Raw genomic sequence first — 22814 nt, 5'->3', positions numbered from 1 at the left:
CATTGCTGTAAGGCGCGGTCTTACGGACAATCAACGCCACGTTTCCCGCTCATGGATTTGCCCGTATGTCGCAACCGATCTTTTTCGCCCACGCCAACGGCTTCCCTTCGGGCACCTATGGCAAATTGTTCGCGGCGCTGGCGCCCGAGTACCGGGTTGCGCATCTGGAGCAGCATGCCCATGACCCGCGTTTCCCGGCGGATGACAATTGGTACAACCTCGTCGACGAGTTGATCCACCATTTGCAGCAGCAGGATCAGCCGGTGTGGGGCGTCGGCCATTCGTTCGGCGGCGTACTGCATTTGCACGCGGCGCTGCGTTGCCCTGAGCTGTATCGCGGCGTGGTGATGCTCGATTCGCCGGTGCTGACCCGCACTGATCAATGGGTGATTCGCGCGGCCAAGCGCTTTGGCTTCATCGACAGACTGACCCCGGCCGGCCGCACCCTGGGCCGGCGGGAAGAGTTCGCCGACCTCGACAGTGCGCGCAGCTATTTTGCTGGCAAGACACTGTTCCGTGGTTTCGATCCGGAATGCTTCGATGCCTACCTGCAACATGGTTTGCACCAGGTCGGCGACAAGCTGCGCCTGCGCTTCGATCCGGCGACCGAAATCAGCATCTATCGTGGCGTGCCGCATACCAGCCCTGGTCGTACCCGCCAATTACAGGTACCGCTGGCGGTGGTGCGCGGGCACAAGAGTCGCGTGGTCATGCGTCATCACACCCGTTTCGTTTCGCGTCTGGCCCAGGGCGAGGCGCTGAGCATGCCTGGCGGCCACATGTTCCCGCTTGAGCGGCCACAGGACACCGCACGACTATTGAAGAATCTGTTTACTCGCTGGGAAAACCGTCAGGACAAGGATTGCGCATGAGCCCGACCTTCGAAGAAGTGCGCCTGAGCCTGCCGCATATCGAGCTGGCCGCGCATTTGTTCGGCCCCGAGGACGGTCTGCCGGTGATTGCACTGCATGGCTGGCTCGACAATGCCAACAGCTTTGCCCGATTGGCGCCCAAACTCAAAGGCTTGCGCATCATTGCGTTGGACATGGCCGGGCACGGTCATTCCGGGCATCGGCCGAACGGCGCCGGCTATGCGCTGTGGGATTACGCCCATGACGTGCTGCAAGTCGCCGAACAACTGGGGTGGAAGCGTTTCGGCCTGCTCGGGCATTCGATGGGTGCCATCGTTTCCATGGTGCTGGCGGGTTCGCTGCCGGAACGCATCAGCCATCTGGCGCTGATCGACGGCGTCATTCCTCCTACAGACAAAGGCGAAAACGCCGCCGAGCGCATGGGCATGGCCCTGCAAGCGCAACTGGATCTGCGCGAGAAGCGCAAACCGGTTTACAGCACCCTCGACCGTGCCATCGAAGCGCGCATGAAAGGTCTGGTGGCGGTCAGCCGTGAGGCGGCTGAATTGTTGGCCCAGCGCGGTTTGATGCCGGTGCCCGGCGGTTACACCTGGCGCACCGACAATCGCCTGACCCTGCCATCGCCGCTGCGTCTGACCCAGGAACAGGCAATGGCTTTCGCGCTGCGGGTCAGTTGTCCGGCGCAGCTGGTGGTCGCGGCTGACGGCATGCTGGCCAAACATCCGGAGCTGCTGGAGCGTCTACCCTTTAGCCGGGAACAGTTGGCGGGCGGGCACCATTTGCACCTGAACGATGAGGCCGGGGCGATCCTTGTCGCAGACTGTTTCAATCGGTTCTTCGCCATTCCTTGACTTGCTGCGGGCAACTGTCGAGGCTGGGCGGGTTGAAATGGGAGACAACTACGATGGATTTCTATACCGCTGCGACCTCGAATTACCCAGTCATGCCGATCCGATGAGCCTGACTATGCGGTCACTCAGTCTGTTGGCACTGTGCTGTTTCAGTACCGTTTCGTTCGCCGCCGATGTGCCGGGCAGTCAGGATCTGCAGATCGTGCCGCGTCTGGCCGATGCACAGATCGTCGACTACCGCCCGCCTGTGGAGCTTGAGCGGATCTATCCGCTGGGTTCGATCCGCAAGATCAGCGGGCAGTTGCGTTTCGACGGCCAGGTCACCGCCCGTGGCCAGACCACTTCGGTGACCTACGAGTTACCCCCCGAACACTCCGCCACCGAAGCTTTTACCGCCGCTCGTGAAGCCCTGCAAAAGCAGGACGCCGAATTGCTGTTCTGGTGTCAGGCGCGTGATTGCGGCGAAAGCAGCCTGTGGGCCAACGAGGTGTTCGGCAACGCCAAGTTGTACGGTGCTGACGAACAACAGGCGTATCTGTTGTTGAGACTGGCCGCACCGCGTGACAACACGCTGGTGGCGCTTTACAGCATCACGCGCGGCAACCGCAAAGCCTATCTGCATGTCGAACAGTTCGAGGCGGCTGCACCGTTGGGTGAGCTGCTGCCGACCTCGGCGACCCTGTTGCGTCAGTTGAAAAGCACCGGTGAGCTGGATTTTCCTGATCGCGTGAATGACCCGGACGATACATGGCTACGCCTGATTTCCCGTGGCCTTAATCTCGATACGACGTTGCGCGTGACGGTGTCCGGGCCGAAAGCCGAGGCCTGGCGACAGGCTCTGATCAATCAGGGCGTGCGGGCGGCACGCATGGAGACCGGCAGTGTCGAAGGCTCTGGCCTGCGCATCGATCTGTTGCGTTAAGCTGTTTCGGGCGAGCACGAACCGCGTGTTCGCCTACTCTTTGCCTGACTGACTTTTTCGAGACCTTACATGCTCAATAACGATCGCCTGCTGGTGCAGATCCTGCTGCTGGTGTTGTTTGGTGCCAGCCTCTGGGTGATGGCGCCGTTCTGGTCGGCCCTGTTCTGGGGCGCGGTGCTGGCATTCGCCAGTTGGCCGCTGATGCGTCTGTTGACCCGCTGGCTTAATGGCCGTGAGTCGCTGGCTGCGGGGATTCTGACGCTGAGCTGGATGCTGCTGGTGGCCGCGCCGCTGGTCTGGCTGGGGTTCAACGTGGGGGATCATGTGCGTGATGCCACGGCGTTCATCAAGGATGTGCAGGTCGACGGTCTGCCGGAAGCGCCGGTGTGGCTGGGGACTTTGCCGTTTGTGGGCGAGCGCCTGGTCGGGCTGTGGAACAGCATCGATCAGCAGGGCGCCGCGCTGATGGTGTCGATCAAACCTTATCTGGGGCAGGTCGGTAACTGGCTGCTGGCGCGCAGTGCGCAGATTGGTGGCGGGATTCTCGAGCTGACGTTGAGCATTGTCTTTGTGTTCTTTTTCTATCGTGACGGGCCTCGGCTGGCGGCGTTTGTGCACAGTCTGCTGGAGCGCTTGATCGGGGATCGTGCCGGGTATTACATCGAGTTGGTGGCGGGTACGGTGCAGCGGGTGGTCAACGGGGTGATCGGCACGGCGGCGGCGCAGGCGGTTCTGGCGTTGATCGGGTTTTTGATTGCCGGGGTGCCGGGGGCGCTGGTGCTCGGGATTGTCACCTTCCTGTTGAGTCTGATTCCGATGGGGCCGCCGTTGGTGTGGGTGCCGGCGACGGCCTGGCTGGCGTGGAAGGGTGAGTACGGGATGGCGGTGTTTCTCGGGATCTGGGGGACGTTCATCATCAGTGGCGTGGACAACGTGCTCAAGCCGTATTTGATCAGCCGCGGGGGGAATTTGCCGTTGGTGATTGTGTTGCTTGGGGTGTTTGGCGGGTTGATTGCGTTTGGGTTTATCGGGTTGTTTATCGGGCCTACGTTGTTGGCGGTGGCTTATAGTTTGTTGACGGATTGGAGCAAGAGTCAGTCTCGGGTTGAGGAGCGGCGCTAGCGGTTTTGGGTTTTGGGTTTTGGGTGAATATCCGTTGCTGCGGTAACGGCGGCTTAGGGTTCCGCCCTTACGGCGGGTCACCTTTTCCAAACGCCGAAAAGGTAACCCAAAAGGCTTGCTCCTACGTGCGGCCCGCTCGCTGGGGCTCGGGGTTCCTTCGCTGCGGGATCGATCCGGGCGCAGCGTCTCCGGTTTGCTTCGCTGCACCTACTCCCGCTGTGTTTGGCTGCGCCAAACGGTCGCTGCGCTCCCACGCCCGGATCAATCCCTCCACTCAGCCTTCCGACGTCGCTGGTGGATCAAGATCAAGAGCAGCAGCCGAGCTAACGCTCATCCTGTTGAGTGGTGAAGAGCGTGGAGTGTTCGGCGTTTGATTTGCGTTGTAGCTGCCCCTCACCCCAGCCCTCTCCCGAGGGAGAGGGGGCCGAAATGTGTGCTTTTCAAAGCCTCAGTTCGACGCGGTATCGCACGTCGGCGTGCCTCTCCCAAACACCTCGGTCAGTCCCCTCTCCCTCTGGGAGAGGGCTAGGGTGAGGGGCTTTTGATTGTCCGCGGCAAATAGTGTCGTCGACTCAAGTCGCCACATTCAAATACTTGCCCACCGACGCCGTTTTTTCCAGCGAGTACTGTTTGCTCAGATTGGCAATCATGCGGTTCAGCGCTTCAGTGGTGCTCTGGGTCGAAGCGGTCTGTTCTTCCTCCGGTCGTTCTCTCCCAGCCTGTAACGCCGCTTTCAGTTCATCACTGCTCACGCCGCCGCTGCTGTCGCTATCGAGCACCTTGAGCAGCGCGGCGCTGGTGTCGGTGCTGGTCGTTGCGGTGCTGTTGTTGCTGGTTTGCAATGCGCTGTTCAGTTCTGTCGCGGACACGCTGCCGTCGCCATCGGCGTCGAGTTGGCTGAACAGTTCGTCGCTGTTGATTTGTGGTGGCGGAGGCGGCGGTGGGGTCAGGCTGGCGGTGAGTTCGTCCTGGCTGACGGTGCCGTCCTTGTTCTTGTCCAGGGCGGAGAAGATTTCGTTGCTGTCGGCAGTGCTGCCGGCGCTGGTCAGGCCGCTGCTCAGTTCGTCGCTGCTGATGGCGCCGTCACCGTCGCTGTCGAGGGCGCTGATCAGGGCGTCGGCGAGGTCGGTGTCCGGTGCTTGATCGTGTGGCGGTGGCGGGGGCGCCATGGCGGTCATTTCTTCGGCGCTGAGGCTGCCGCTGGCGTCGCTGTCCAGATCACCGAATTGTTTACTCAGGTTGACCAGCAGACCGTCGTCGTTCTTCTGCGACAGGGCGCTTTTCAGTTCGTCCTGATCCACCGCGCCGTCGCCGTTGCTGTCGAGTTTGGCGAACAGTTCTTTTTGCAGTTGCTGGCTACGGGCGTTTTGCGTGGAGGTACTGCTGGTGCTGGTATAGCTCGTGTAGTTGCTGACGCTACCGATCATCGGACTCACTCCCTGGAATGGAAAACCGGTGGGTGTACCGGCTTATGCAGCGTCGGGGCGCAAGTTGTCGGGGGTATGTGGGGTTTGTACCGGTGAGTACACACGATGCAATGAACACCCCCGAACCCTGTGGGAGCGAGCCTGCTCGCGAAGAGGGCGGTACATTCAAAGGAGATACTGGATCAACTGACGCCTTCGCGAGCAGGGGGGCGGTGGTGTTCTCAGGTGCGCGGCAGGCGAATGATGGCGGTAAGGCCGCCGCCGGGGGTTTCTTCGAGGTTGAGCTGACCACCCAGACGCTGCGCCGCTTCGCGGGCAATGGTCATGCCCAGCCCGACGCCGCCGGAGTTGCGATTGCGCGAGCCTTCCAGGCGATAAAACGGTTCAAACACCGCTTCACGCTTGTCCTCGGCAATCCCCGGGCCGTGGTCGATCACGCGGATCAGCAGTTGCTCGCGTTGATCCTGCAATTCGATGCGTGCCTGGCCGGCATAACGCAGGGCATTGTCCATGAGGTTGTTGAGGCACGAACGCAGCGCCATCGGCTGCACCGGCAGAGGTGCGCAATGGCCGCTGACCTGCACGTCGGCACCTTGGTCCTGAGCGTTTTCGCACAGCGATTCGACCAGCGCCTGCACATCCATCAACTGCAAGGCTTCGCTGGTGCGCTGTTCGTGCAGATAGGTGAGGGTGGCGTCGAGCATGCCGATCATGTCGTCGAGGTCTTGGCGCATCTGGCCTTGCAGCTTTTCATCGCTGATGTTCTCCAGGCGCAGTTTCAAGCGTGACAGCGGTGTGCGCAGGTCATGTGAGACCGCGCCCAGCATCCGTGCGCGCTGTTGCACCTGTTCGCGAATGCGTTGCTGCATCAGGTTGAAGGTGTAGGCGGCTTGTCGCGATTCCCGCGGGCCGGACTCGTCGAGTGGCGGGCTGTCGAGGTCTTCGCTGAGACGTTCGGCGGCGTCGCTCAGGCGCTGGATCGGGCGACTGAGCAGTTTGGCGCCGTACCAGGCCGCGATCATCAGCGTGATGAACTGAAAGGTCAGCGGCACCACCGGGCCACCGAACCACGGACGCGGTGGCCGTGGCGGGTAGCGCGGATCATGTGCCATCGGTTGCCCTTCGGCGCCTTGGGAGAACTCCGGTGGCGGCGGGGGCGGCGGTGGCCCGTAGAGGCGGAACCAGGCGAACGCCAGCAGGTGCGCCAGGACAATCGCCACGAACAGCACGCCAAACAGGCGCCCGAACAGCGTGTCGAAGCGCGCCCGCATCAGCCGATGTCTCGCGCGTCGAACAGGTAACCCTCACCGCGCACGGTTTTGATCAACTGCGGTGCTTTCGGGTCGTCGCCGAGTTTCTGCCGCAGACGCGAGACCAGCAGGTCGATGCTGCGGTCGAAGGCTTCGATCGAGCGACCCCGGGCCGCATCGAGCAGTTGCTCGCGGCTGAGTACCCGACGCGGACGTTCGATAAACACCCACAGCAGGCGGAATTCGGCGTTGGACAGCGGCACCACCAGACCATCGTCGGCGATCAACTGGCGCAGGACGCTGTTCAGACGCCAGTTGTCGAAACGAATGTTCGCGCGCTGTTCGGTTCGATCGTCGCGCACCCGGCGCAGAATGGTTTGAATGCGCGCGACCAGTTCGCGTGGCTCGAACGGTTTGGCCATATAGTCATCGGCGCCCAGTTCCAGGCCGATGATGCGGTCGGTCGGTTCGCAACGTGCGGTGAGCATCAGGATCGGGATGTCCGATTCAGCGCGCAGCCAGCGGCATAGCGACAAGCCGTCTTCGCCGGGCAGCATCAGATCCAGCACGACAACGTCGAAATGTTCGGCCTGCATCGCTTGACGCATCGCCGCGCCGTCGGTGACGCCGCTGGCGTGGATATTGAAACGCGCGAGGTAGTCAATCATCAGCTCGCGGATCGGCACGTCATCATCGACGATCAGCGCGCGAATGCTCCAGCGCTTGTCGTCTTTAGGCTCATCCGTCGCGGTCATTTGGGTGTTGTGCATGAGGCTGTTCATCTGCCAGTAGGCCGCCAACCACAAAAGATGGGCTGCGAGGTTGTGGTTTCAGCATAGGCGTCCGGCCGTGAGGCGGGAAGTGCTGATGTAAGGACGTATTGCGGCTGGCGAGGCTAGCGCGGGTGCTTGTTGCTGGCGTGTCGGTTGTGTATCGGAGTCGACACAATAGCAGCGAGCGCTATGCTGATCACGGCCAGCGCGACGATTTACCGATCATCGGGTGCCGCGCTGCCGCCGGTTCCGCTACAATGCGCGCCGATTTCGACCTGCCTGAGAGCCCATTCATGTCCGCCTGCCAGACTCCTATCATCGTCGCCCTGGATTTCCCTACCCGTGACGCCGCACTGAAGCTGGCCGACCAGTTGGACCCGAAACTGTGCCGGGTCAAAGTGGGCAAGGAACTGTTCACCAGTTGCGCCGCCGAAATTGTCGGCACCCTACGTGACAAGGGTTTTGAAGTATTCCTCGACCTGAAATTCCACGACATTCCCAACACCACCGCGATGGCCGTGAAAGCCGCTGCCGAGATGGGCGTGTGGATGGTCAACGTGCATTGCTCCGGTGGTATGCGCATGATGGCCGCTTGCCGTGAAGAGCTGGATAAACGCAGCGGCCCGCAGCCGTTGCTGATCGGCGTGACCGTGCTGACCAGCATGGAGCGTGAAGACCTGGCTGGTATCGGTCTGGATATCGAGCCGCAAGAGCAAGTGCTGCGTCTGGCCGCGCTGGCCGAAAAGGCTGGCATGGACGGTCTGGTGTGCTCGGCGCTGGAAGCCTCGGCACTGAAAACTGCGCACCCTTCGCTGCAACTGGTGACCCCGGGAATTCGTCCGGCGGGCAGCGCGCAGGACGACCAGCGCCGCATTCTGACCCCGCGTCAGGCGCTGGATGCCGGTTCCGATTATCTGGTGATTGGCCGTCCGATCAGCCAGGCGGCGGATCCGGCCAAGGCACTGGCTTCGGTTGTCGCCGAAATCGCCTGATCAGGCACCGCAAAACCCTGTAGGAGTGAGCCTGCTCGCGATAGCGGTGTGTCAAACAACGTTAATGTTGACTGACACACCGCTATCGCGAGCAGGCTCACTCCTGCATTTGTTTTGTGGTGGTTTTAGATTTTCAACACCAACTTGCCGAAGTTCTCACCGCTGAACAACTTCATCAGCGTTTCCGGGAAGGTCTCCAGGCCTTCGACGATATCTTCCTTGCTCTTGAGCTGCCCCTTGGCCATCCAGCCGGCCATTTCCTGCGCGGCGCTGGCGTATTGCGCCGCGTAATCCATCACCACAAAACCTTCCATCCGCGCACGGTTGACCAGCAACGACAGGTAGTTGGCCGGGCCTTTGACCGCTTCCTTGTTGTTGTACTGGCTGATCGCGCCGCAGATAACCACCCGCGCCTTCATGTTCAAACGGCTCAACACCGCATCGAGGATGTCGCCGCCAACGTTATCGAAATACACATCGACGCCTTTCGGGCATTCGCGTTTAAGCCCGGCCACGACATCTTCGGACTTGTAGTCGATGGCACCGTCAAAACCCAACTCATCAATAAGGAATTTGCACTTGTCGGCGCCGCCGGCAATGCCAACCACGCGGCAGCCTTTGAGCTTGGCAATCTGCCCGGCGATGCTGCCCACTGCGCCCGCTGCACCGGACAACACCACGGTGTCGCCGGCCTTCGGTGCGCCGACATCCAGCAGGGCGAAGTAGGCGGTCATGCCGGTCATGCCCAGCGCTGACAGGTACACCGGCAGCGGTGCCAGTTTCGGATCGACTTTGTAGAAACCTCTTGGCTCGCCGAGGAAATAATCCTGCACGCCAATGGCGCCGTTGACGTAGTCCCCGACCGCAAAGCCAGGGTTGTTCGAAGCAATGACTTTGCCTACGCCCAGCGCGCGCATGACTTCACCGATACCGACCGGCGGGATGTAGGACTTGCCCTCGTTCATCCAGCCACGCATCGCCGGATCGAGGGACAGGTATTCGTTCTTGACCAGAATCTGGCCCGCCGCCGGTTCGCCGACCGGTACTTCCTGATAGGTGAAGGTCTCGCGGGTAGCCGCACCCACCGGGCGTTTGGCGAGCAGGAACTGGCGATTGGTGTGGTTGGACATGGCAGGCACTCGAACGGAATGAAGCCTTGTTGATAGACCTTCGCCGGCATTGGCGCAAGGTTGGCTGATGCGGCGAATGCACGCCGATCCAGTGCAGTGATGATCACCGGGATGGTTCTATCACTGCAACGCATGGGCACATAAACAGCCATTGGATAGTGCTGACGCACGGCAGACCCCAATGGCTATGCTGCCATTCCATACATCCCCTGCATCTATCCCTTCGAGGACATAACAATGAGCATGACGTTTTCCGGTCAGGTTGCTGTAGTTACTGGCGCGGCCAACGGCATCGGCCGTGCGACCGCCCAGGCGTTCGCCGCCGAAGGCCTGAAAGTGGTGGTCGCCGACCTGGACGCGGCAGGGGGCGAGGGCACGGTGGCGCTGATTCGTACAGCCGGCGGCGAAGCGACCTTCGTGCGCTGCAACGTGACCGTCGAAAGCGAAGTGAAAAATCTGATGGACGAGGTCATCAACACCTACGGCCGTCTCGACTATGCCTTCAACAATGCCGGCATCGAAATCGAAAAAGGCAAACTGGCCGACGGCTCGATGGATGAATTCGACGCGATCATGGGCGTCAACGTCAAAGGCGTCTGGCTGTGCATGAAGTATCAACTGCCGCTGTTGCTGGCGCAGGGCGGCGGGGCGATCGTCAACACCGCCTCGGTAGCGGGACTGGGCGCGGCGCCGAAGATGAGCATCTACGCGGCGTCCAAGCATGCGGTGATCGGTCTGACCAAATCGGCGGCCATCGAATACGCGAAGAAGAAAATCCGTGTCAACGCTGTGTGTCCGGCGGTGATCGATACCGACATGTTCCGACGTGCTTACGAGGCCGACCCGAAGAAGGGTGAGTTCGCCAACGCCATGCACCCGGTCGGGCGCATCGGCAAAGTCGAGGAAATCGCCAGTGCCGTGTTGTACCTGTGCAGCGACGGTGCGGCATTCACCACCGGCCACTCGCTGGCAGTGGATGGCGGCGTCACCGCTTTCTGAATCACGCCCAAGAACAACAGCCCGCATTCGTTGCGGGCTTTTTTGTCGGCAGCGGTCAGTTCCGTGAAGCCTCTTAAACAATGTGTATCAAACGGTTAGAACGGTCGCTTTTGGCGGCGTTGTCGCACAGCCTGTCCGGCGCGGCTGTGATTTACTGCCGCCAGCAAAACGGACAGGAGTTTGCTTGCTCATGGAATTGAGAATTGATCGACAGGCAATGGTGCCGGTCGTGCAGCAGATTGTTGACGGACTGACCGAGTGGATCCTGCAAAGTGGCGTACCGCCGGCCACCCGTTTGCCGTCCGTGCGGCAAATCGCCCGGGGCAATCTGCTCAGCCAGTCGTGCGTGGTCGAGGCGTGTGAACGGTTGGTATCGCAGGGCGTTCTGAACTCATGCCAAGGCACCGGTTTCGTTGTCGCCGCCTCGCCATCGACACCCGGCGCAGAGGACGAACTGGCGCCATTCGAGGGCCGGTTTGCCTGGTGCGATGCCGTGTGCGATACAGCAGGTGGCTTGAAGCTTGGTGCCGGTAGCCTGCCGCAAAGCTGGCGCGAGCCTGACGACCTCAGCTATGCGCTGCGCGAGGTGGCGCGCACCGACATGGCCAGCCTGTTCAACTACAGCACGCCCTTGGGGCTTCCAGCGTTGCGCGAGCAAATCGCCAAGCGCCTGAAACTGTTCGGTATCGAGGCCCGCAGTGCGCAGTTGCTGAGTACCTGCGGCGCCAGCCATGCGCTTGATCTGATCGTGCGCACCTTGTTCAAGGCTGGAGACTGTGTGGTGGTCGAGACGCCCGGTTACGCGCCGTTGTTCGATCTCCTGCGGATGCACGGCGTGCACATGCTCGAGGTGCGTCGCACCCCGAACGGGCCGGATATCGACGCGCTGGAGACTTTGCTACAACAGTTTCGCCCCGGCGCGTTATTCATCAACAGCCATCATCACAACCCCACCGGCAGTTGCCTGTCGCCGAGCGTAGCGCAACGCATCCTGCAACTGAGCAAGACCTATGATTTGCGCGTGATCGAAGACGATGTCTACGCAGACTTGCACACCGGCAACGGCACGCGCCTGGCGGCTCTGGATAATGAGGGGCGAGTCCTTTACGTGGGCAGTTTTTCCAAGACGCTGAGCAGCTCGTTGCGGGTCGGTTTCGTTTTTGCCGACAGCGACATGGTCAGACGGCTGGCGCAGGTCAAGATGATCAGCGGTCTGGGGGCGTCAAGGTTTACCGAAGCGGTGCTGGCCAGCCTGATGGTCAGCGGCGCTTACCGCAAACTGGTGCAGCGCCAGCGTCAACGCCTGAATGCCGATCGCGCGGCCGCATTGCAGGCGCTGGAGGACGCCGATTGGGAGGTTTTCGGCAAGCCTGCGGGTGGCTTGTTCATCTGGGCCCGCTCGCGCATGGCCGATCAGGTTCGGGTGCGTCGGCAGGCTCAACGCTGCGGCGTATTGCTCTCAGCGTCTGACGCGTTCAGCCCCAGTGGCGAGTCGGGCGACTGGCTGCGCATCAACGTCGCCTATGCTTGTGATCCACGCGCCCGGCAGTTTTTTCGCAACACCGGTTCGGATCGACCTCAAGTGTTCTGAAAACGACGCAAGCGTAGCTTTTTGCCATTATTCCGACGCCAGAGACTTGTGCTGCTTCATGGCCGTTGCGACTCTTCGCTCTACTGACAATGGCAGGGGACTACGCGCAATGATTTCGGCCATGCAAGGACGTTTTGCCAACCTCGGTATGGCGAAAAAACTGGGTATCGGGTTTGTGCTGGTTTTGCTTCTGACCGCGCTGGTGGCGGCCATCGGCGTTTGGTCCCTGCAAACCATCAGTCAGCATTTCGACGGGCTGAAACAGATGTCTTCGCTCAACAGTGGTTTGCTCAAGGTGCGCCTGCTCGAGCAGGAATATGCCTTGCGGGGCGATCCGAAGACGGCCGATGCCCTGCGTAAGGGCGTCGACGAACTGGTTGCTCTGGCTGATCAACTCAAGACGCAGTCAGCGGCGAATGGGCCGGTAATGAATGATGTGCAGCAGTCGCTGGGCGCTTATCGTAAGGCGTTCGACGAGTTTGTCTCGTTGACTCAGGCCAAGGACCTGGCGCTGGAAATGGCCAGTTGGTCGGTGTCCAGTGTGGCCAACAACCTCGACGTATTGCAGGCCGGGCTTGCCGACGACGGTGCTTATACCTTGAAGGACACCGAGGGCAAGGATGGCGCGCAGTTCATCGAGCAGGCCAGTCAGGTCAGCCAGGTTTCGCGGTTGATGCTGCAAGCGATGAATGAAGCGCGGATTCGCCTCGATCAAAGCCGCAAGGGCGATGCCGACAGTGCCGGCAAGGGCAATATCGAACAGGCCGCACAGGCGCAGGCGCAGGCCGAAGAATTGAAAACTACGGTCAAGGACGAGGGCTATCTGACCGTGCTCAATGAAGTGTCCGGGCACATCGCCGGTTTCAACGACAAACTGGCCGAGTACACCGGGTTGCTCGCGCAGGAAAAAACCGTCTACGAGCAATTGCACCAGCGTGCCAACGAAGTGGTCGAGCGGGTGAATCAGGCGTATGTCGCTGAAGACGGCGCGATGCAGGCAGAACTGAAGAAAAACTCGCTGCTGATCATCGGCTCATCGGCGCTGGCATTGCTGGTGGGATTACTCGCCGCGTGGCTGATCACCCGACTTATCGTCGCGCCATTGCGCAGTGTTATTCAGGTCGCGCAGCAGATTGCCGCCGGTGACTTGAGTGCGACTGTGGCAGTGACCCGTCGCGACGAGATTGGCCAGTTGATGCTGGCGATGCAACAGATGGGCGCGGGTCTGAGTACCATCGTCAGTGGTTTGCAGGCGGGGATCGAGCAACTGGCCAGTTCGGCGCAATCGTTGTCGGCAGTCACTGAGCAGACCAACCTTGAGGTCAGCAGCCAGAAGGAAGAAACCGAGCAGGTTGCCACGGCGATGAACCAGATGACCGCCACCGTTCACGACGTTGCACGCAACGCCGAAGAAGCGGCGCTGGCCGCGCAGACGGCGGATGACAAGGTCGAGAGTGGACAGCAGGTGGTGCGCCAGAGCATGGCGCGCATCGAGCAATTGGCTGACTCGGCGACGTCGGCCAGTTCGAGCATCGAAAGCCTTAGTGCTGAAATCCAGAATATCGGCACGGTACTCGGGGTGATCAAAAGTGTTGCCGAACAGACCAATCTATTGGCGCTGAATGCCGCCATCGAGGCGGCGCGGGCCGGGGAGCAGGGCAGGGGCTTTGCGGTGGTGGCCGATGAGGTGCGCGCACTGGCTCGGCGCACGCAGCAATCGACTGAGGAGATTGAACGGCTGGTCAGTGCTTTGCGCTTGGCGGCGCATTCGTCGGTGCAGCAGATTCAGAGCAGCGGCGAGTTGGTGAAGCTGGCGGTGAGTGATGCGTTGCAGACCGAGAGTGCGCTGGGGAGTATTGCGGCGGCGGTGTCGTTGATTCAGCAGATGAATCAGCAGATTGCGGCGGCGGCGGAGGAGCAGAGTTCGGTGGCGGAGGAGATCAATCGCAGTGTGACGAGTATTCGTGCGAGTGCGGATCAGTCGTCGATTGCGATGCGTGGGAATGCGGCTTCGAGTGTTGAGTTGGCGCAGTTGGGGAGTGAGTTGCGCGGGATGGTTGGGCATTTTCGGCTTTGACGCTTTGACGCTTGGCGGCCTTTGGGCCGACCAGGTTCTTGGGGTTTTGGGGGGATATCCGTTGCTGCGGGTGTTGCTGATTAGGGTTCCGCCCTTACGGCGGGTCACTTTTGGCAAACGCCCCAAAAGTAACCAAAAGGTCTTCGCCCTGACGTTCGGCCCGCTCGCTGGGGCTCGGGGTTCCTTCGCTCCGGGATCGCTCCGGGGGCATCGCCTACGGTTTGCTTCGCTGCACCTCCTCTCGATGTGTTCGACTTCGTCGAACGGTCGCTGCGCTCCCACCCCCGGATCAATCCTTCCACTCAGCCTGCCGACGGGCTTTCAGATCAAGATCAAGAGCGGCAGCCGAGCTAACGCTCATCCTGTTGAGTGGTGAGAAGCAGATGCGGTTGTGAGGTGGGCGTTGCTTTTGCTTTTCTGTGGGAGCGAGCCTGCTCGCGAAGGCGGCCTGACAGCCGACCAATCCGCTATCGGATGTACTCAGTCCCAATGTAGGAGTGAGCCTGCTCGCGATGACGGCCTCACGTCCACCGGGTATCTATCAGGTTCACTCCCGCGAGCCCACAAAAAAGCCACCTATCGGTGGCTTCTCTTTCAACTTCTGCAATCAGTCGTAAATCACTTTCTTCTTCCAGTCCGCATCGGCCTCGACATCTTTGAGGCCGGCGGTCAGTTGGTTCTCTTCACCTTCAACCGGTGCAATCTTGTCCATGACCTGGGCGTTCGCGCGGGCCAGGAGTTTTTCCAGGTATTGCAGTTGTTCTGCGTACATCTGCGGATCCTGCTGTTTGCGCAGGTATTGCACGCCGCGTTCGAAGGCGAGGCGGGCCTGGCCGGGCTGGTTTTGTTGCAGGGACTGTTGGCCGAGGTTGTTGAAGAATTCGATGTGCAGCAGCACCAGAATGTGGCGGACTTCGCGGATCCAGTGTTTGGCTTCATTCGGTGGCAGGAAACCATCGTGGGCGGCGCGGGTGATCTGGCCGTGGAGGGCTTCGAGCAGGAAGCGCACGTCTTTGGCTTTGGCTTCGGTCAGGATCGGTGCCGGTGGGTTGTTGACCGGGATCGATTCGCCTTGGGCGACCAGGGCGCTCAGTTCGGTGATGCGTGCTTTGGTGGTGGCGCTGGTTTTTTCCAGGTTCAGCAGGCGCTGGCAGACGTTCAGTTCCAGACGGGTCAGCAGCAGCTTGAGCGCCGGGGTCATGAACTGGCCGGGGAAGGTTTCGGTCAGTTCGCCGCAACGGCGCAGGCGGTCGTTGAGTTCGACCTTGGTGCGGGCCTTCTCCAGTTTGTTGTTTTCCACCACATGGTTCATGTAGCCAATGGCGATCAGAATTGCGATCCCGGCTACGACTAGCAGGGTGATCATGAGTGGTGTCACCGGTAAGACCTCTTTATAGGGTTCGCATGCGAGTGTAGTGGCTGGGCATTTAGTCGCCTAGCGCCGCTCGACGAGTTGGATCGGCAGGTTCAATCTGTATCGGCCGCACGCTGCTTATATGAATGCTGGCGCTGCGAGTGCAGATTGCCATCACTGTGGGTGGACTATAGCGTCTTGGCGAGTGGCGGAATATAGGCGTCAATCGTCGGGCGACGGAAAAGCCTGATTGCCGCCGTAAAGGTCGTCGAAGTCATTGATTTAAATAAATTTATATCAGGGGGTTGACGACCTCTCAATCCATCCATAGAATGCGCGCCACTTGCAGCGTAAAGCACACAGCGAAGCGCGGCAGGGAGTGAATGTTGTAGTGTGTCCCCTTCGTCTAGTGGCCTAGGACACCGCCCTTTCACGGCGGTAACAGGGGTTCGAGTCCCCTAGGGGACGCCAATGCGGGAATAGCTCAGTTGGTAGAGCACGACCTTGCCAAGGTCGGGGTCGCGAGTTCGAGTCTCGTTTCCCGCTCCAATTTTAAACAGTAGCGCTTTCGGGCGGTGCTGAGTGAAACCAGAACCAAGTCTTCGGATACGGATCTGGACACCGAAACACACACCATGTGTTCCGGGTAGCGTGTCCCCTTCGTCTAGTGGCCTAGGACACCGCCCTTTCACGGCGGTAACAGGGGTTCGAGTCCCCTAGGGGACGCCATTTGCGGGAATAGCTCAGTTGGTAGAGCACGACCTTGCCAAGGTCGGGGTCGCGAGTTCGAGTCTCGTTTCCCGCTCCAAATTCTAAAAACGCCGCTCAGTGAGCGGCGTTTTTATTAGTGAAAGTTGTAGTCTGTGTCCCCTTCGTCTAGTGGCCTAGGACACCGCCCTTTCACGGCGGTAACAGGGGTTCGAGTCCCCTAGGGGACGCCATTGCGGGAATAGCTCAGTTGGTAGAGCACGACCTTGCCAAGGTCGGGGTCGCGAGTTCGAGTCTCGTTTCCCGCTCCATATTCACAAAAACGCCGCTCAACAGAGCGGCGTTTTTGTATGCGCGCGATTTGTGGTTGTGTCATCTGTCATAAAGAAAAAGGCCCGCCGAAGCGATTCGGCGGGCCTTTTTGCGTTTTGCGTCTGCTTACCAGGACAGCATCAGTCGGCCAGCAAACAGAATAAGCACCACGCCCATGGTGCGCTCGAACCAATGGCCCATGCGCATGAACAGCAGGCGAACCCGATTGCTTGAGAAGAACAGCGCGACCACGACAAACCACAGCGCATTCACAAAGCACATCCACAGCCCGTAAAAGGCCTGGATCTGCAGGGGCGTGCTGGCGCTGATGATCGTGGTGAAGATGGCCAGGAAAAACAGCGTGGCCTTGGGGTTGGTTGCATTGGTCAGAAAACCGGTGCTGAAAGCTTTGAACAGGGTTTGTTCGACCACGGGTTCATCCGCAGCTTTTTCACCTTCAACGGCCGATTTGGGTTTGCTGCGCAACAGGCTGACGCCCAGATACAGGATATAGGCACCGCCAATCACCTTGGCGACGGTCAGCAACCACGGGGTGGTGTGCATCAATGCCCCGACACCCAGCAACGTGTAGAGCACGTGCACGGAAATCCCCGCGCCGATACCCAGCGCCGTGCAGATCCCTACCAATCGGCCGAACCGTACGCTTTGGCGAATGGTGACTGCGAAGTCCGGGCCGGGAGCAACCACAGCCAGAAAGTGAATGGTTGCCAGCGCCAGAAACTCGCCCAGATAATTCGAATACATCTCAGCTCCAATAGGTCAGGGGTGAAGCATTGCCGCGATAGCCGACAAAAAAGGAAAGGCTCAAACGCGGATCGGCCACGCCCGGGGTCACCGAGTGCATGCGCCGCGAATTGAACATGATGAAATCGCCGGGTTGCGGTCGGACTTCCAGCGCGGGTGGGCCGAGCAGTGCCGGTTCGATGCCGTAACTGTCACCGCGCATCTCGTCGAATTGATCCGGGGTGATGTCGTCGTCCCACATCTGCAACGCACCGCCCTCGGTCGGCATGTTCAGGTAGACATTGCAGGCGAACTGCGCCTCCAGGCTGCGGGCCTGGAAACTGTCCGGAGCGTCCTTGGCGAAGATGTCGTGATGGGCGAGGAAGCACACCCCGGGCTTCACCACGCGCGAAAGGCCGACATACATTTTCCGGCCGTAGAGGTTTTCCAGGTGCGCGCCGGCCGGCCAGGATTCGTCGAGCATGCAGCGCAAGGTGTCGATCGGTGAGGAGTAGGGCGCGCAGCGATTGCGCAGTTCAGCGATGTTGCTGGTGGCGCGTTCGAAGTAGTCCTCAATCAGCAGCGGCTGGTTTTCCGCCTCGTAAAACGCCATGCCGATGCGGCCGATACTCGGTGCGTTGATGTAACCCTCGAAGCCTGGAGCGAGAATCTTGTCGCCAATCTGAATGGCCAGCGGCTCAGGCAAAAAGCCTTTGACGCGGATGGCGAGGACTTCTTCGTTGGCCAGTTTTTTTATGCACGTCTCATCGAGACGCTCGACGTCTAGCATCATTTTTTTAGGTCCATCTATCGATAGTCAACGGAACCTGCGAATGCGGTTCCCCGGCGTCGGGCGCTGCCTGAAGCAGCGCCCGAAATGCTCAATCCACGTTGTAGTGGACGGATAACGTGCCTTTCTTCTGCGAAAGGGACGCGATCGTGACTGTGCCCAGATCCTTCAGGCTGCGTACGTGGGTACCACCGCAGCCATAGGCGGGCAGTTCACCAAAACCGATTTCCCGCGCACCTTCGCGTAGCGAGGTCAGGCGGGGCAGGTCGTGCTCGATCCACTGGTCGATCCCGTGTTGAACGGTCTCTGCATCGACTTCCTGCGCGGTGTCGCCGGGTTTGAATTGCACTCGGCCTTCATCCGGCCAGTGATGGGCTTTGATCGGCATCCAGCCCAGCGCCTGGACGAAATGCCCGATCAGGTGCCCGGCCGAATGCATGCGTGTATTGAATTGGCGGCGCTGTTCGTCGATGCGGATGCAGGTCATGCCGAGCTTTACCGGTCGGTCGACAAAATGAATGATCCGGTCCGGTTCCTGCACTACACGCAGTACCTGGCTTTCGCCGATCCAGCCGGTATCACACGGCTGACCACCGCCCTGCGGGTGAAACAGCGTGGCGCGCAAGACCACGGCGAATTCGTTCTCTTGGGGCGTGCAGTCGAGGACTTCCACATTGGCCTTGAGGTCATCACTATGGAAAAAGAGGCGAAGCGTCATATTCCATGCCCTTATTAAAGTTTCTTTTTTTATTATATGAATCGTGCAATAACGTGATAATCCGTTCAAACATCAAAGGACTTGTGCGCTGTGAGCATCAATCTGCCGCTACCGCTGCTTGGTGAAATGGCGATTTTCGTCAAGGTCGTCGAGACCGGAAGCTTCTCTGAAGCGGCTCGGCAGTTGGGTTCATCGCCGTCAGCGGTGAGTCGCAGTATTTCGCGGCTGGAAAAAGCCCTGGCCACGCGACTCTTGCAGCGCACCACGCGCAAGCTGCGCTTGAGTGACGGCGGCGAGGAGGTATTCAAACGCTGCCAGGAGATGGTCAGCGCGGCTAAGTCGGTGATGGAAATCAGCGGCCAGTTCACCCATGAAGCGGAAGGACTGGTGCGCGTCAGCGTGCCGAAAGCGGTGGGGCGCTTCGTGATTCATCCGCACATGCCCGAGTTCCTGCGGCGTTATCCCAAGGTCGATGTCGAGTTGTTGCTGGAGGATCGCCAGGTCGATTTGATCGACGACCATGTCGATCTGGCCATTCGTATTACGGATCGACCACCGGCCGGGCTGGCCGGCAGGCAGTTACTGACCATCGACCATTTGCTCTGTGCCACGCCGCAGTACTTGGCCGAGCACGGCATACCGACTCACCCGCATGATCTGCTCAATCACAGTTGTATTTATCTTGGGGAAACCCCGAGTGATGCGCGCTGGAAATTCAAGAAGGGCAGTAAGGCGGTGACGGTAGGTGTCCGCGGTCGGTATGCCGCCAATCACACCGGTGTGCGGCTGGGCGCGGTGTTGCAGCACATCGGCATCGGCAGCCTGCCGTATTTCACCGCCCGTTACGCGCTTGAGCAAAAGTTGGTGGTGCAGGTGTTGCCGGACTGGACGTTCCTCGCGTCCTATCACGGCGGACTGTGGTTACTGCACTCGCCGACGCGCTATCTGCCACCCAAGTTGCGGGTGTTCATCGACTATCTGGTGGAGTGCCTGGAGAAAGAGCCGACCTTGAGCAAACCGGGCAAATCAGTGGGGGAAAGCAACGCGGCGATGGCGTATGAATTGCCCGAAAGCGAAGGGTTGTTGTAGCGCAAAGCAAAAGATCGCAGCCTTCGGCAGTTCCTACAGGGGATTGCGTGAGTCCACTGTAGGAGCTGCCGAAGGCTGCGATCTTTTGATCTTCAACCCACTGTTAAATCAGTGCTTGCTGTCCTGAGCGGACATCGCCAGCAGTTGTTTTTCCTGGTTCCAGTCGAACGGTTCATCGTTCTGTTCGGCTTCGTAGCGACGTTCTTCCAGTGACTGATACAGGTCGATCTCTTCATCGGACAAGTAATGCAGGCAGTCGCCGGCGAAGAACCACAACAGATCGCGCGGGATCAGGTGGGCGATTTGCGGATAACGGGTAATCACTTGAGTCAGGATGTCCTGGCCCAGGTACTGGCTTTCGATCGGATCGATCGGCAGCGATGCCAGCAGTTCGTCGAAGCGCTCCAGGAACAAGGCATGGCTTTCTTCGGGAACCTGTTCGGCCTCACCTACGGCGACCAGGATACTGCGCAGGTGGTCGAGCAAAACAAGATGATCGGCAACGACGTTGGACACGAGATAAGTCCTCAAGAGCAAAACGGGCGCGGGAGTATAAAGCTCCCGCGCCCTCTTGGACATGGTTGTCAGGATCAGCGGACTTTGCCCTCTGCCAGTTTCAGTTCCTCTTTCTCGAAGTCATCCACGTCGATCACCTTGCGTCGTGCGGCTTCGGCATCGCGCAGGCTCTGTGCTTCTCCCGGTTGCAACACCCCGGCCTCAAGCGCCGCATCGATGGCGTGCTCACCTGCGACCGGTTTGACCTGACCGCTTTTCAGCGACGTGTGCAGTTTTTTGTGCAGTGGCTGCGCGGCATTCAGCAAATCACTGGCGTGTTGCAGCGCGCCGACTGCATCGTCTGCCGACTGCGGGCGATAGCAACCGGCAAGCAACTCTTCCAGCGCCGGATCACCTTTGGCGCGACCAATCACGCCTGCCACTTCGGCACCGAGTTTGTCCGAAGGGCCTTTGTGACGACGACCGAACGGGAACACGATGGCTCGCAGCAGGCAACCGAATACCTTGTTCGGGAAGTTGCGCAGCAATTCATCCAGCGCCCGTTCCGATTGGCCGAGGCTTTCTTCCATCGCCCATCTGAACAGCGGCTCCATGTACGCCGGCGAATCCAGATCGTGATAACGCTTGAGCGCGGCCGAGGCCAGATACAGGTTGCTCAACACATCACCCAAACGTGCCGACAGACGCTCGCGACGTTTCAGTTCGCCGCCCAGCAACATCATGCTGAAGTCGGCGAGCATGGCGAACGCCGCTGCCTGACGGTTCAGTGCGCGGAAGTAACCCTGACTGATCTTGTCGCCCGGCGCATGTTCGAAGTGACCGAAGCCGAGGTTCAGTACCAGCGTGCTGGCGGCATTGCTCACGGCGAAACCGATGTGTTTGAGCAGCAAACCATCGAACTCTTTCAGCGCCTGATCCTTGTCCTCACGACCGGCGAGGGCCATCTCCTTCAGCACGAATGGATGGCAACGAATCGCGCCCTGACCAAAGATCATCAGGTTGCGCGAGAGGATGTTCGCACCTTCTACAGTGATGAAGATCGGCGCGCCGTTCCAGCTACGCCCGAGGTAGTTGTTCGGGCCCATGATGATCGCCTTGCCACCGTGCACATCCATGGCGTGGCTGATGCACTCGCGGCCGCGTTCGGTGAGGTGATACTTGAGAATCGCCGAGAGCACCGACGGTTTCTCGCCTAGATCCACCGCGTTGGCAGTGAGCATGCGCGCCGCGTCCATCATCCACGCGTTGCCGCCGATGCGCGCCATGGCTTCCTGAATACCTTCGAAAGCCGACAGCGGTACATTGAACTGCTCGCGAATCTGCGCGTACTGACCGGTGACCAGGCTGGTGAATTTGGCCGCACCAGTGCCGACCGCCGGCAACGAGATCGAACGGCCGACCGACAGGCAGTTCATCAGCATCATCCAGCCCTTGCCGAGCATCTCCTGACCGCCGATGAGGAAGTCCAGAGGGATAAACACATCTTTGCCCGAGTTCGGGCCGTTCATGAACGCCGCGCCTAGTGGCAGGTGACGACGACCGATTTCCACGCCTGCGGTGTCGGTCGGAATCAGCGCGAGGCTGATGCCAAGGTCTTCCTTGTCGCCCAGCAGATGCTCCGGGTCGTAGGCCTTGAAAGCCAGGCCGAGGAGGGTCGCGACCGGGCCGAGGGTGATGTAGCGTTTTTCCCAGTTCAGGCGCAGGCCGATGACTTCCTGACCTTCCCATTGACCTTTGCAGATGATCCCGGTGTCGGGCATCGCACCGGCATCGGACCCGGCGAGCGGACCGGTGAGGGCGAAGCACGGGATGTCATCGCCCCGAGCCAGGCGCGGCAGGTAGTGATTGCGTTGTTCGTCGGTGCCGTAATGCAGCAACAGTTCGGCCGGGCCGAGGGAGTTCGGCACCATCACGGTGGAGGCGAGGTCACCGCTACGGGTAGCGAGTTTCATCGCCACCTGCGAGTGGGCGTAAGCCGAGAAGCCTTTGCCGCCAAATTCTTTCGGGATGATCAGGGCGAAGAAACCGTGTTCCTTGATATGCGCCCAGGCTTCGGGTGGCAGGTCCATCGACTGGCCGATCTGCCAGTCAGTGACCATCGCGCAAAGCTCTTCGGTCGGGCCGTCGATGAACGCCTGTTCTTCTTCGCTCAATTGCGCCTTGGGATAGGCCAGCAGTTTGTCCCAGTCCGGGCGGCCGCTGAACAGCTCACCGTCCCACCACACTGTGCCGGCGTCGATTGCGTCGCGTTCGGTCTGCGACATGGGTGGCAGGGTTTTCTGGAACCAGTTGAACAACGGCGCAGTGAAATGCTTGCGACGCAGATCAGGCAGCAGCAGCGGAGCAGCGACCACCGCGAGCAGCACCCAGAACACCAGCAACAGCCAGCCCGGCGCATGACTGAAAATACCCATCGCCAGCAGGTAGACGGCCACGATGCCCAACGCAGGCAGAGGTGAAATACGCCGGTGGGCGAGATACGCCACACCAACGATCAAAACCAGTATCCACAACAACAGCATATTCAGTCCTCCGTGAACCAAGGCAAATCGACCCTCCAGAGCTTAGACGGCATCT

Annotated in this window: 19 protein-coding genes, 6 tRNA genes and 1 pseudogene; 16 read left to right on the top strand and 10 right to left on the bottom strand. The window is 60.1% G+C overall.

Features of this window, described 5'->3' with window-relative positions; genetic code table 11:
* The first annotated feature begins 65 nt into the window (after positions 1–65).
* From ACOYXH_RS17745 to ACOYXH_RS17730, 4 genes are all read left to right on the top strand, one after another.
* Entirely contained in the window at positions 66–872 is an 807-nt protein-coding gene (locus ACOYXH_RS17745) for an alpha/beta fold hydrolase (RefSeq protein ID WP_095051071.1), read from the top strand.
* On the top strand, positions 869–1723 hold the full coding sequence (locus ACOYXH_RS17740) for an alpha/beta hydrolase (protein WP_095051072.1): 855 nt from the start codon (positions 869–871) through the stop codon (positions 1721–1723). The genes ACOYXH_RS17745 and ACOYXH_RS17740 overlap by 4 nt, the downstream gene beginning before the upstream one ends.
* A gap of 115 nt (positions 1724–1838) precedes the next feature.
* Complete coding sequence (locus ACOYXH_RS17735) at positions 1839–2645, top strand: DUF4892 domain-containing protein (RefSeq protein WP_093442271.1); 807 nt, start codon at positions 1839–1841, stop codon at positions 2643–2645.
* A 69-nt stretch (positions 2646–2714) separates the two neighbouring features.
* Positions 2715–3767, top strand: coding sequence for an AI-2E family transporter (locus ACOYXH_RS17730; RefSeq protein ID WP_460409852.1), 1053 nt, complete (start codon positions 2715–2717; stop codon positions 3765–3767).
* 572 nt (positions 3768–4339) lie between these two features.
* Here ACOYXH_RS17730 and xopAW read toward each other — a convergent pair.
* The 3 genes from xopAW to ACOYXH_RS17715 all read right to left on the bottom strand — a co-directional run bounded on the left by xopAW (position 4340) and on the right by ACOYXH_RS17715 (position 7214).
* Entirely contained in the window at positions 4340–5194 is an 855-nt protein-coding gene (xopAW, locus tag ACOYXH_RS17725) for a XopAW family type III secretion system calcium-binding effector (protein ID WP_460065605.1), read from the bottom strand.
* Between the two features lie 221 nt (positions 5195–5415).
* Complete coding sequence (locus ACOYXH_RS17720) at positions 5416–6465, bottom strand: sensor histidine kinase (RefSeq protein ID WP_095048641.1); 1050 nt, start codon at positions 6463–6465, stop codon at positions 5416–5418.
* Positions 6465–7214 (bottom strand): response regulator, encoded by a 750-nt coding sequence (locus ACOYXH_RS17715; RefSeq protein WP_442967424.1) that lies wholly within the window; start codon positions 7212–7214, stop codon positions 6465–6467. The genes ACOYXH_RS17720 and ACOYXH_RS17715 overlap by 1 nt, the downstream gene beginning before the upstream one ends.
* Before the next feature lie 296 nt (positions 7215–7510).
* Between ACOYXH_RS17715 and pyrF the strand changes: the two genes are divergently transcribed.
* Positions 7511–8209 carry an orotidine-5'-phosphate decarboxylase gene (gene pyrF / locus ACOYXH_RS17710; RefSeq protein ID WP_176471268.1) on the top strand — a complete coding sequence of 233 codons (699 nt, stop codon included), beginning with the start codon at positions 7511–7513 and terminating at the stop codon, positions 8207–8209.
* 125 nt (positions 8210–8334) lie between these two features.
* Here the strand turns inward: pyrF and ACOYXH_RS17705 are convergent, their stop codons facing one another.
* A complete protein-coding gene (locus ACOYXH_RS17705) occupies positions 8335–9339 on the bottom strand; it encodes an NADP-dependent oxidoreductase (RefSeq protein ID WP_095048639.1) in 1005 nt (334 codons plus the stop codon).
* 237 nt (positions 9340–9576) lie between these two features.
* Between ACOYXH_RS17705 and ACOYXH_RS17700 the strand changes: the two genes are divergently transcribed.
* The 4 genes and pseudogenes from ACOYXH_RS17700 to ACOYXH_RS17685 all read left to right on the top strand — a co-directional run bounded on the left by ACOYXH_RS17700 (position 9577) and on the right by ACOYXH_RS17685 (position 14006).
* Positions 9577–10338: an SDR family oxidoreductase gene (locus ACOYXH_RS17700; RefSeq protein ID WP_016983635.1), complete on the top strand. Its 762-nt coding sequence runs from the start codon at positions 9577–9579 to the stop codon at positions 10336–10338.
* Positions 10339–10528: 190 nt separating this feature from the next.
* Positions 10529–11929 (top strand): aminotransferase-like domain-containing protein, encoded by a 1401-nt coding sequence (locus tag ACOYXH_RS17695; RefSeq protein WP_320413367.1) that lies wholly within the window; start codon positions 10529–10531, stop codon positions 11927–11929.
* Positions 11862–13145: pseudogene (locus ACOYXH_RS17690) on the top strand (HAMP domain-containing protein); the annotation flags it as partial. The gene ACOYXH_RS17695 and the pseudogene ACOYXH_RS17690, both read left to right, overlap by 68 nt.
* The gene (locus ACOYXH_RS17685) at positions 13125–14006 is read left to right on the top strand and encodes a methyl-accepting chemotaxis protein (protein WP_460067272.1); all 882 of its coding nucleotides are present in this window, start codon (positions 13125–13127) and stop codon (positions 14004–14006) included. The pseudogene ACOYXH_RS17690 and the gene ACOYXH_RS17685, both read left to right, overlap by 21 nt.
* Positions 14007–14613: 607 nt before the next feature.
* Here the strand turns inward: ACOYXH_RS17685 and ACOYXH_RS17680 are convergent.
* Positions 14614–15372 carry a hypothetical protein gene (locus ACOYXH_RS17680; protein ID WP_176471267.1) on the bottom strand — a complete coding sequence of 253 codons (759 nt, stop codon included), beginning with the start codon at positions 15370–15372 and terminating at the stop codon, positions 14614–14616.
* A gap of 383 nt (positions 15373–15755) precedes the next feature.
* Between ACOYXH_RS17680 and ACOYXH_RS17675 the strand changes: the two genes are divergently transcribed.
* The 6 genes from ACOYXH_RS17675 to ACOYXH_RS17650 all read left to right on the top strand — a co-directional run bounded on the left by ACOYXH_RS17675 (position 15756) and on the right by ACOYXH_RS17650 (position 16379).
* Positions 15756–15831, top strand: a tRNA-Glu gene (locus ACOYXH_RS17675).
* Positions 15832–15833: 2 nt separating this feature from the next.
* Positions 15834–15909 (top strand) — tRNA-Gly (locus ACOYXH_RS17670).
* A gap of 104 nt (positions 15910–16013) precedes the next feature.
* A tRNA-Glu gene (locus tag ACOYXH_RS17665) sits at positions 16014–16089 on the top strand.
* Positions 16090–16092: 3 nt separating this feature from the next.
* Positions 16093–16168: transfer RNA gene (locus ACOYXH_RS17660), tRNA-Gly, on the top strand.
* Between the two features lie 57 nt (positions 16169–16225).
* Positions 16226–16301 (top strand) — tRNA-Glu (locus tag ACOYXH_RS17655).
* A gap of 2 nt (positions 16302–16303) precedes the next feature.
* Positions 16304–16379, top strand: a tRNA-Gly gene (locus ACOYXH_RS17650).
* A gap of 127 nt (positions 16380–16506) precedes the next feature.
* Here the strand turns inward: ACOYXH_RS17650 and ACOYXH_RS17645 are convergent.
* The 3 genes from ACOYXH_RS17645 to ACOYXH_RS17635 all read right to left on the bottom strand — a co-directional run bounded on the left by ACOYXH_RS17645 (position 16507) and on the right by ACOYXH_RS17635 (position 18632).
* Positions 16507–17145 carry a LysE family translocator gene (locus ACOYXH_RS17645; RefSeq protein ID WP_095048634.1) on the bottom strand — a complete coding sequence of 213 codons (639 nt, stop codon included), beginning with the start codon at positions 17143–17145 and terminating at the stop codon, positions 16507–16509.
* Between the two features lies 1 nt (position 17146).
* The gene (locus ACOYXH_RS17640; protein ID WP_095125212.1) at positions 17147–17917 is read right to left on the bottom strand and encodes a 2OG-Fe(II) oxygenase; all 771 of its coding nucleotides are present in this window, start codon (positions 17915–17917) and stop codon (positions 17147–17149) included.
* 88 nt (positions 17918–18005) lie between these two features.
* Complete coding sequence (locus ACOYXH_RS17635; protein ID WP_095048632.1) at positions 18006–18632, bottom strand: alanyl-tRNA editing protein; 627 nt, start codon at positions 18630–18632, stop codon at positions 18006–18008.
* 90 nt (positions 18633–18722) lie between these two features.
* Here ACOYXH_RS17635 and ACOYXH_RS17630 point away from each other — a divergent pair, with 90 nt between their 5' ends.
* Positions 18723–19721 (top strand): LysR family transcriptional regulator, encoded by a 999-nt coding sequence (locus tag ACOYXH_RS17630; RefSeq protein WP_095048631.1) that lies wholly within the window; start codon positions 18723–18725, stop codon positions 19719–19721.
* 108 nt (positions 19722–19829) lie between these two features.
* Here the strand turns inward: ACOYXH_RS17630 and ACOYXH_RS17625 are convergent, their stop codons facing one another.
* Together ACOYXH_RS17625 and ACOYXH_RS17620 are read right to left on the bottom strand one after the other, a co-directional pair.
* A complete protein-coding gene (locus ACOYXH_RS17625; RefSeq protein ID WP_095048630.1) occupies positions 19830–20237 on the bottom strand; it encodes a PA2817 family protein in 408 nt (135 codons plus the stop codon).
* 74 nt (positions 20238–20311) lie between these two features.
* Positions 20312–22759, bottom strand: coding sequence for an acyl-CoA dehydrogenase (locus ACOYXH_RS17620; protein WP_095048629.1), 2448 nt, complete (start codon positions 22757–22759; stop codon positions 20312–20314).
* Positions 22760–22814 lie beyond the last annotated feature (55 nt).

Source organism: Pseudomonas sp. Mb7, from assembly GCF_054790525.1.
Note: the sequence above shows the minus strand (reverse complement) of the source record. Positions and strands in the feature narration are given on the sequence as shown.

Excerpts from the sequence above, each read along its gene's own strand:
- ACOYXH_RS17705 (WP_095048639.1), bottom strand. The coding sequence starts at position 9,339 with ATGTCCAACCACACCAATCGCCAGTTCCTGCTCGCCAAACGCCCGGTG.
- ACOYXH_RS17735 (WP_093442271.1), top strand. The coding sequence starts at position 1,839 with ATGCGGTCACTCAGTCTGTTGGCACTGTGCTGTTTCAGTACCGTTTCG.
- ACOYXH_RS17645 (WP_095048634.1), bottom strand. The coding sequence starts at position 17,145 with ATGTATTCGAATTATCTGGGCGAGTTTCTGGCGCTGGCAACCATTCAC.
- ACOYXH_RS17745 (WP_095051071.1), top strand. The coding sequence starts at position 66 with ATGTCGCAACCGATCTTTTTCGCCCACGCCAACGGCTTCCCTTCGGGC.
- xopAW (WP_460065605.1), bottom strand. The coding sequence starts at position 5,194 with ATGATCGGTAGCGTCAGCAACTACACGAGCTATACCAGCACCAGCAGT.
- ACOYXH_RS17695 (WP_320413367.1), top strand. The coding sequence starts at position 10,529 with ATGGAATTGAGAATTGATCGACAGGCAATGGTGCCGGTCGTGCAGCAG.
- ACOYXH_RS17685 (WP_460067272.1), top strand. The coding sequence starts at position 13,125 with ATGCTGGCGATGCAACAGATGGGCGCGGGTCTGAGTACCATCGTCAGT.
- ACOYXH_RS17620 (WP_095048629.1), bottom strand. The coding sequence starts at position 22,759 with ATGCTGTTGTTGTGGATACTGGTTTTGATCGTTGGTGTGGCGTATCTC.
- ACOYXH_RS17720 (WP_095048641.1), bottom strand. The coding sequence starts at position 6,465 with ATGCGGGCGCGCTTCGACACGCTGTTCGGGCGCCTGTTTGGCGTGCTG.
- ACOYXH_RS17700 (WP_016983635.1), top strand. The coding sequence starts at position 9,577 with ATGAGCATGACGTTTTCCGGTCAGGTTGCTGTAGTTACTGGCGCGGCC.
- ACOYXH_RS17715 (WP_442967424.1), bottom strand. The coding sequence starts at position 7,214 with ATGCACAACACCCAAATGACCGCGACGGATGAGCCTAAAGACGACAAG.
- ACOYXH_RS17640 (WP_095125212.1), bottom strand. The coding sequence starts at position 17,917 with ATGATGCTAGACGTCGAGCGTCTCGATGAGACGTGCATAAAAAAACTG.
- ACOYXH_RS17740 (WP_095051072.1), top strand. The coding sequence starts at position 869 with ATGAGCCCGACCTTCGAAGAAGTGCGCCTGAGCCTGCCGCATATCGAG.
- ACOYXH_RS17680 (WP_176471267.1), bottom strand. The coding sequence starts at position 15,372 with ATGATCACCCTGCTAGTCGTAGCCGGGATCGCAATTCTGATCGCCATT.
- pyrF (WP_176471268.1), top strand. The coding sequence starts at position 7,511 with ATGTCCGCCTGCCAGACTCCTATCATCGTCGCCCTGGATTTCCCTACC.
- ACOYXH_RS17730 (WP_460409852.1), top strand. The coding sequence starts at position 2,715 with ATGCTCAATAACGATCGCCTGCTGGTGCAGATCCTGCTGCTGGTGTTG.
- ACOYXH_RS17635 (WP_095048632.1), bottom strand. The coding sequence starts at position 18,632 with ATGACGCTTCGCCTCTTTTTCCATAGTGATGACCTCAAGGCCAATGTG.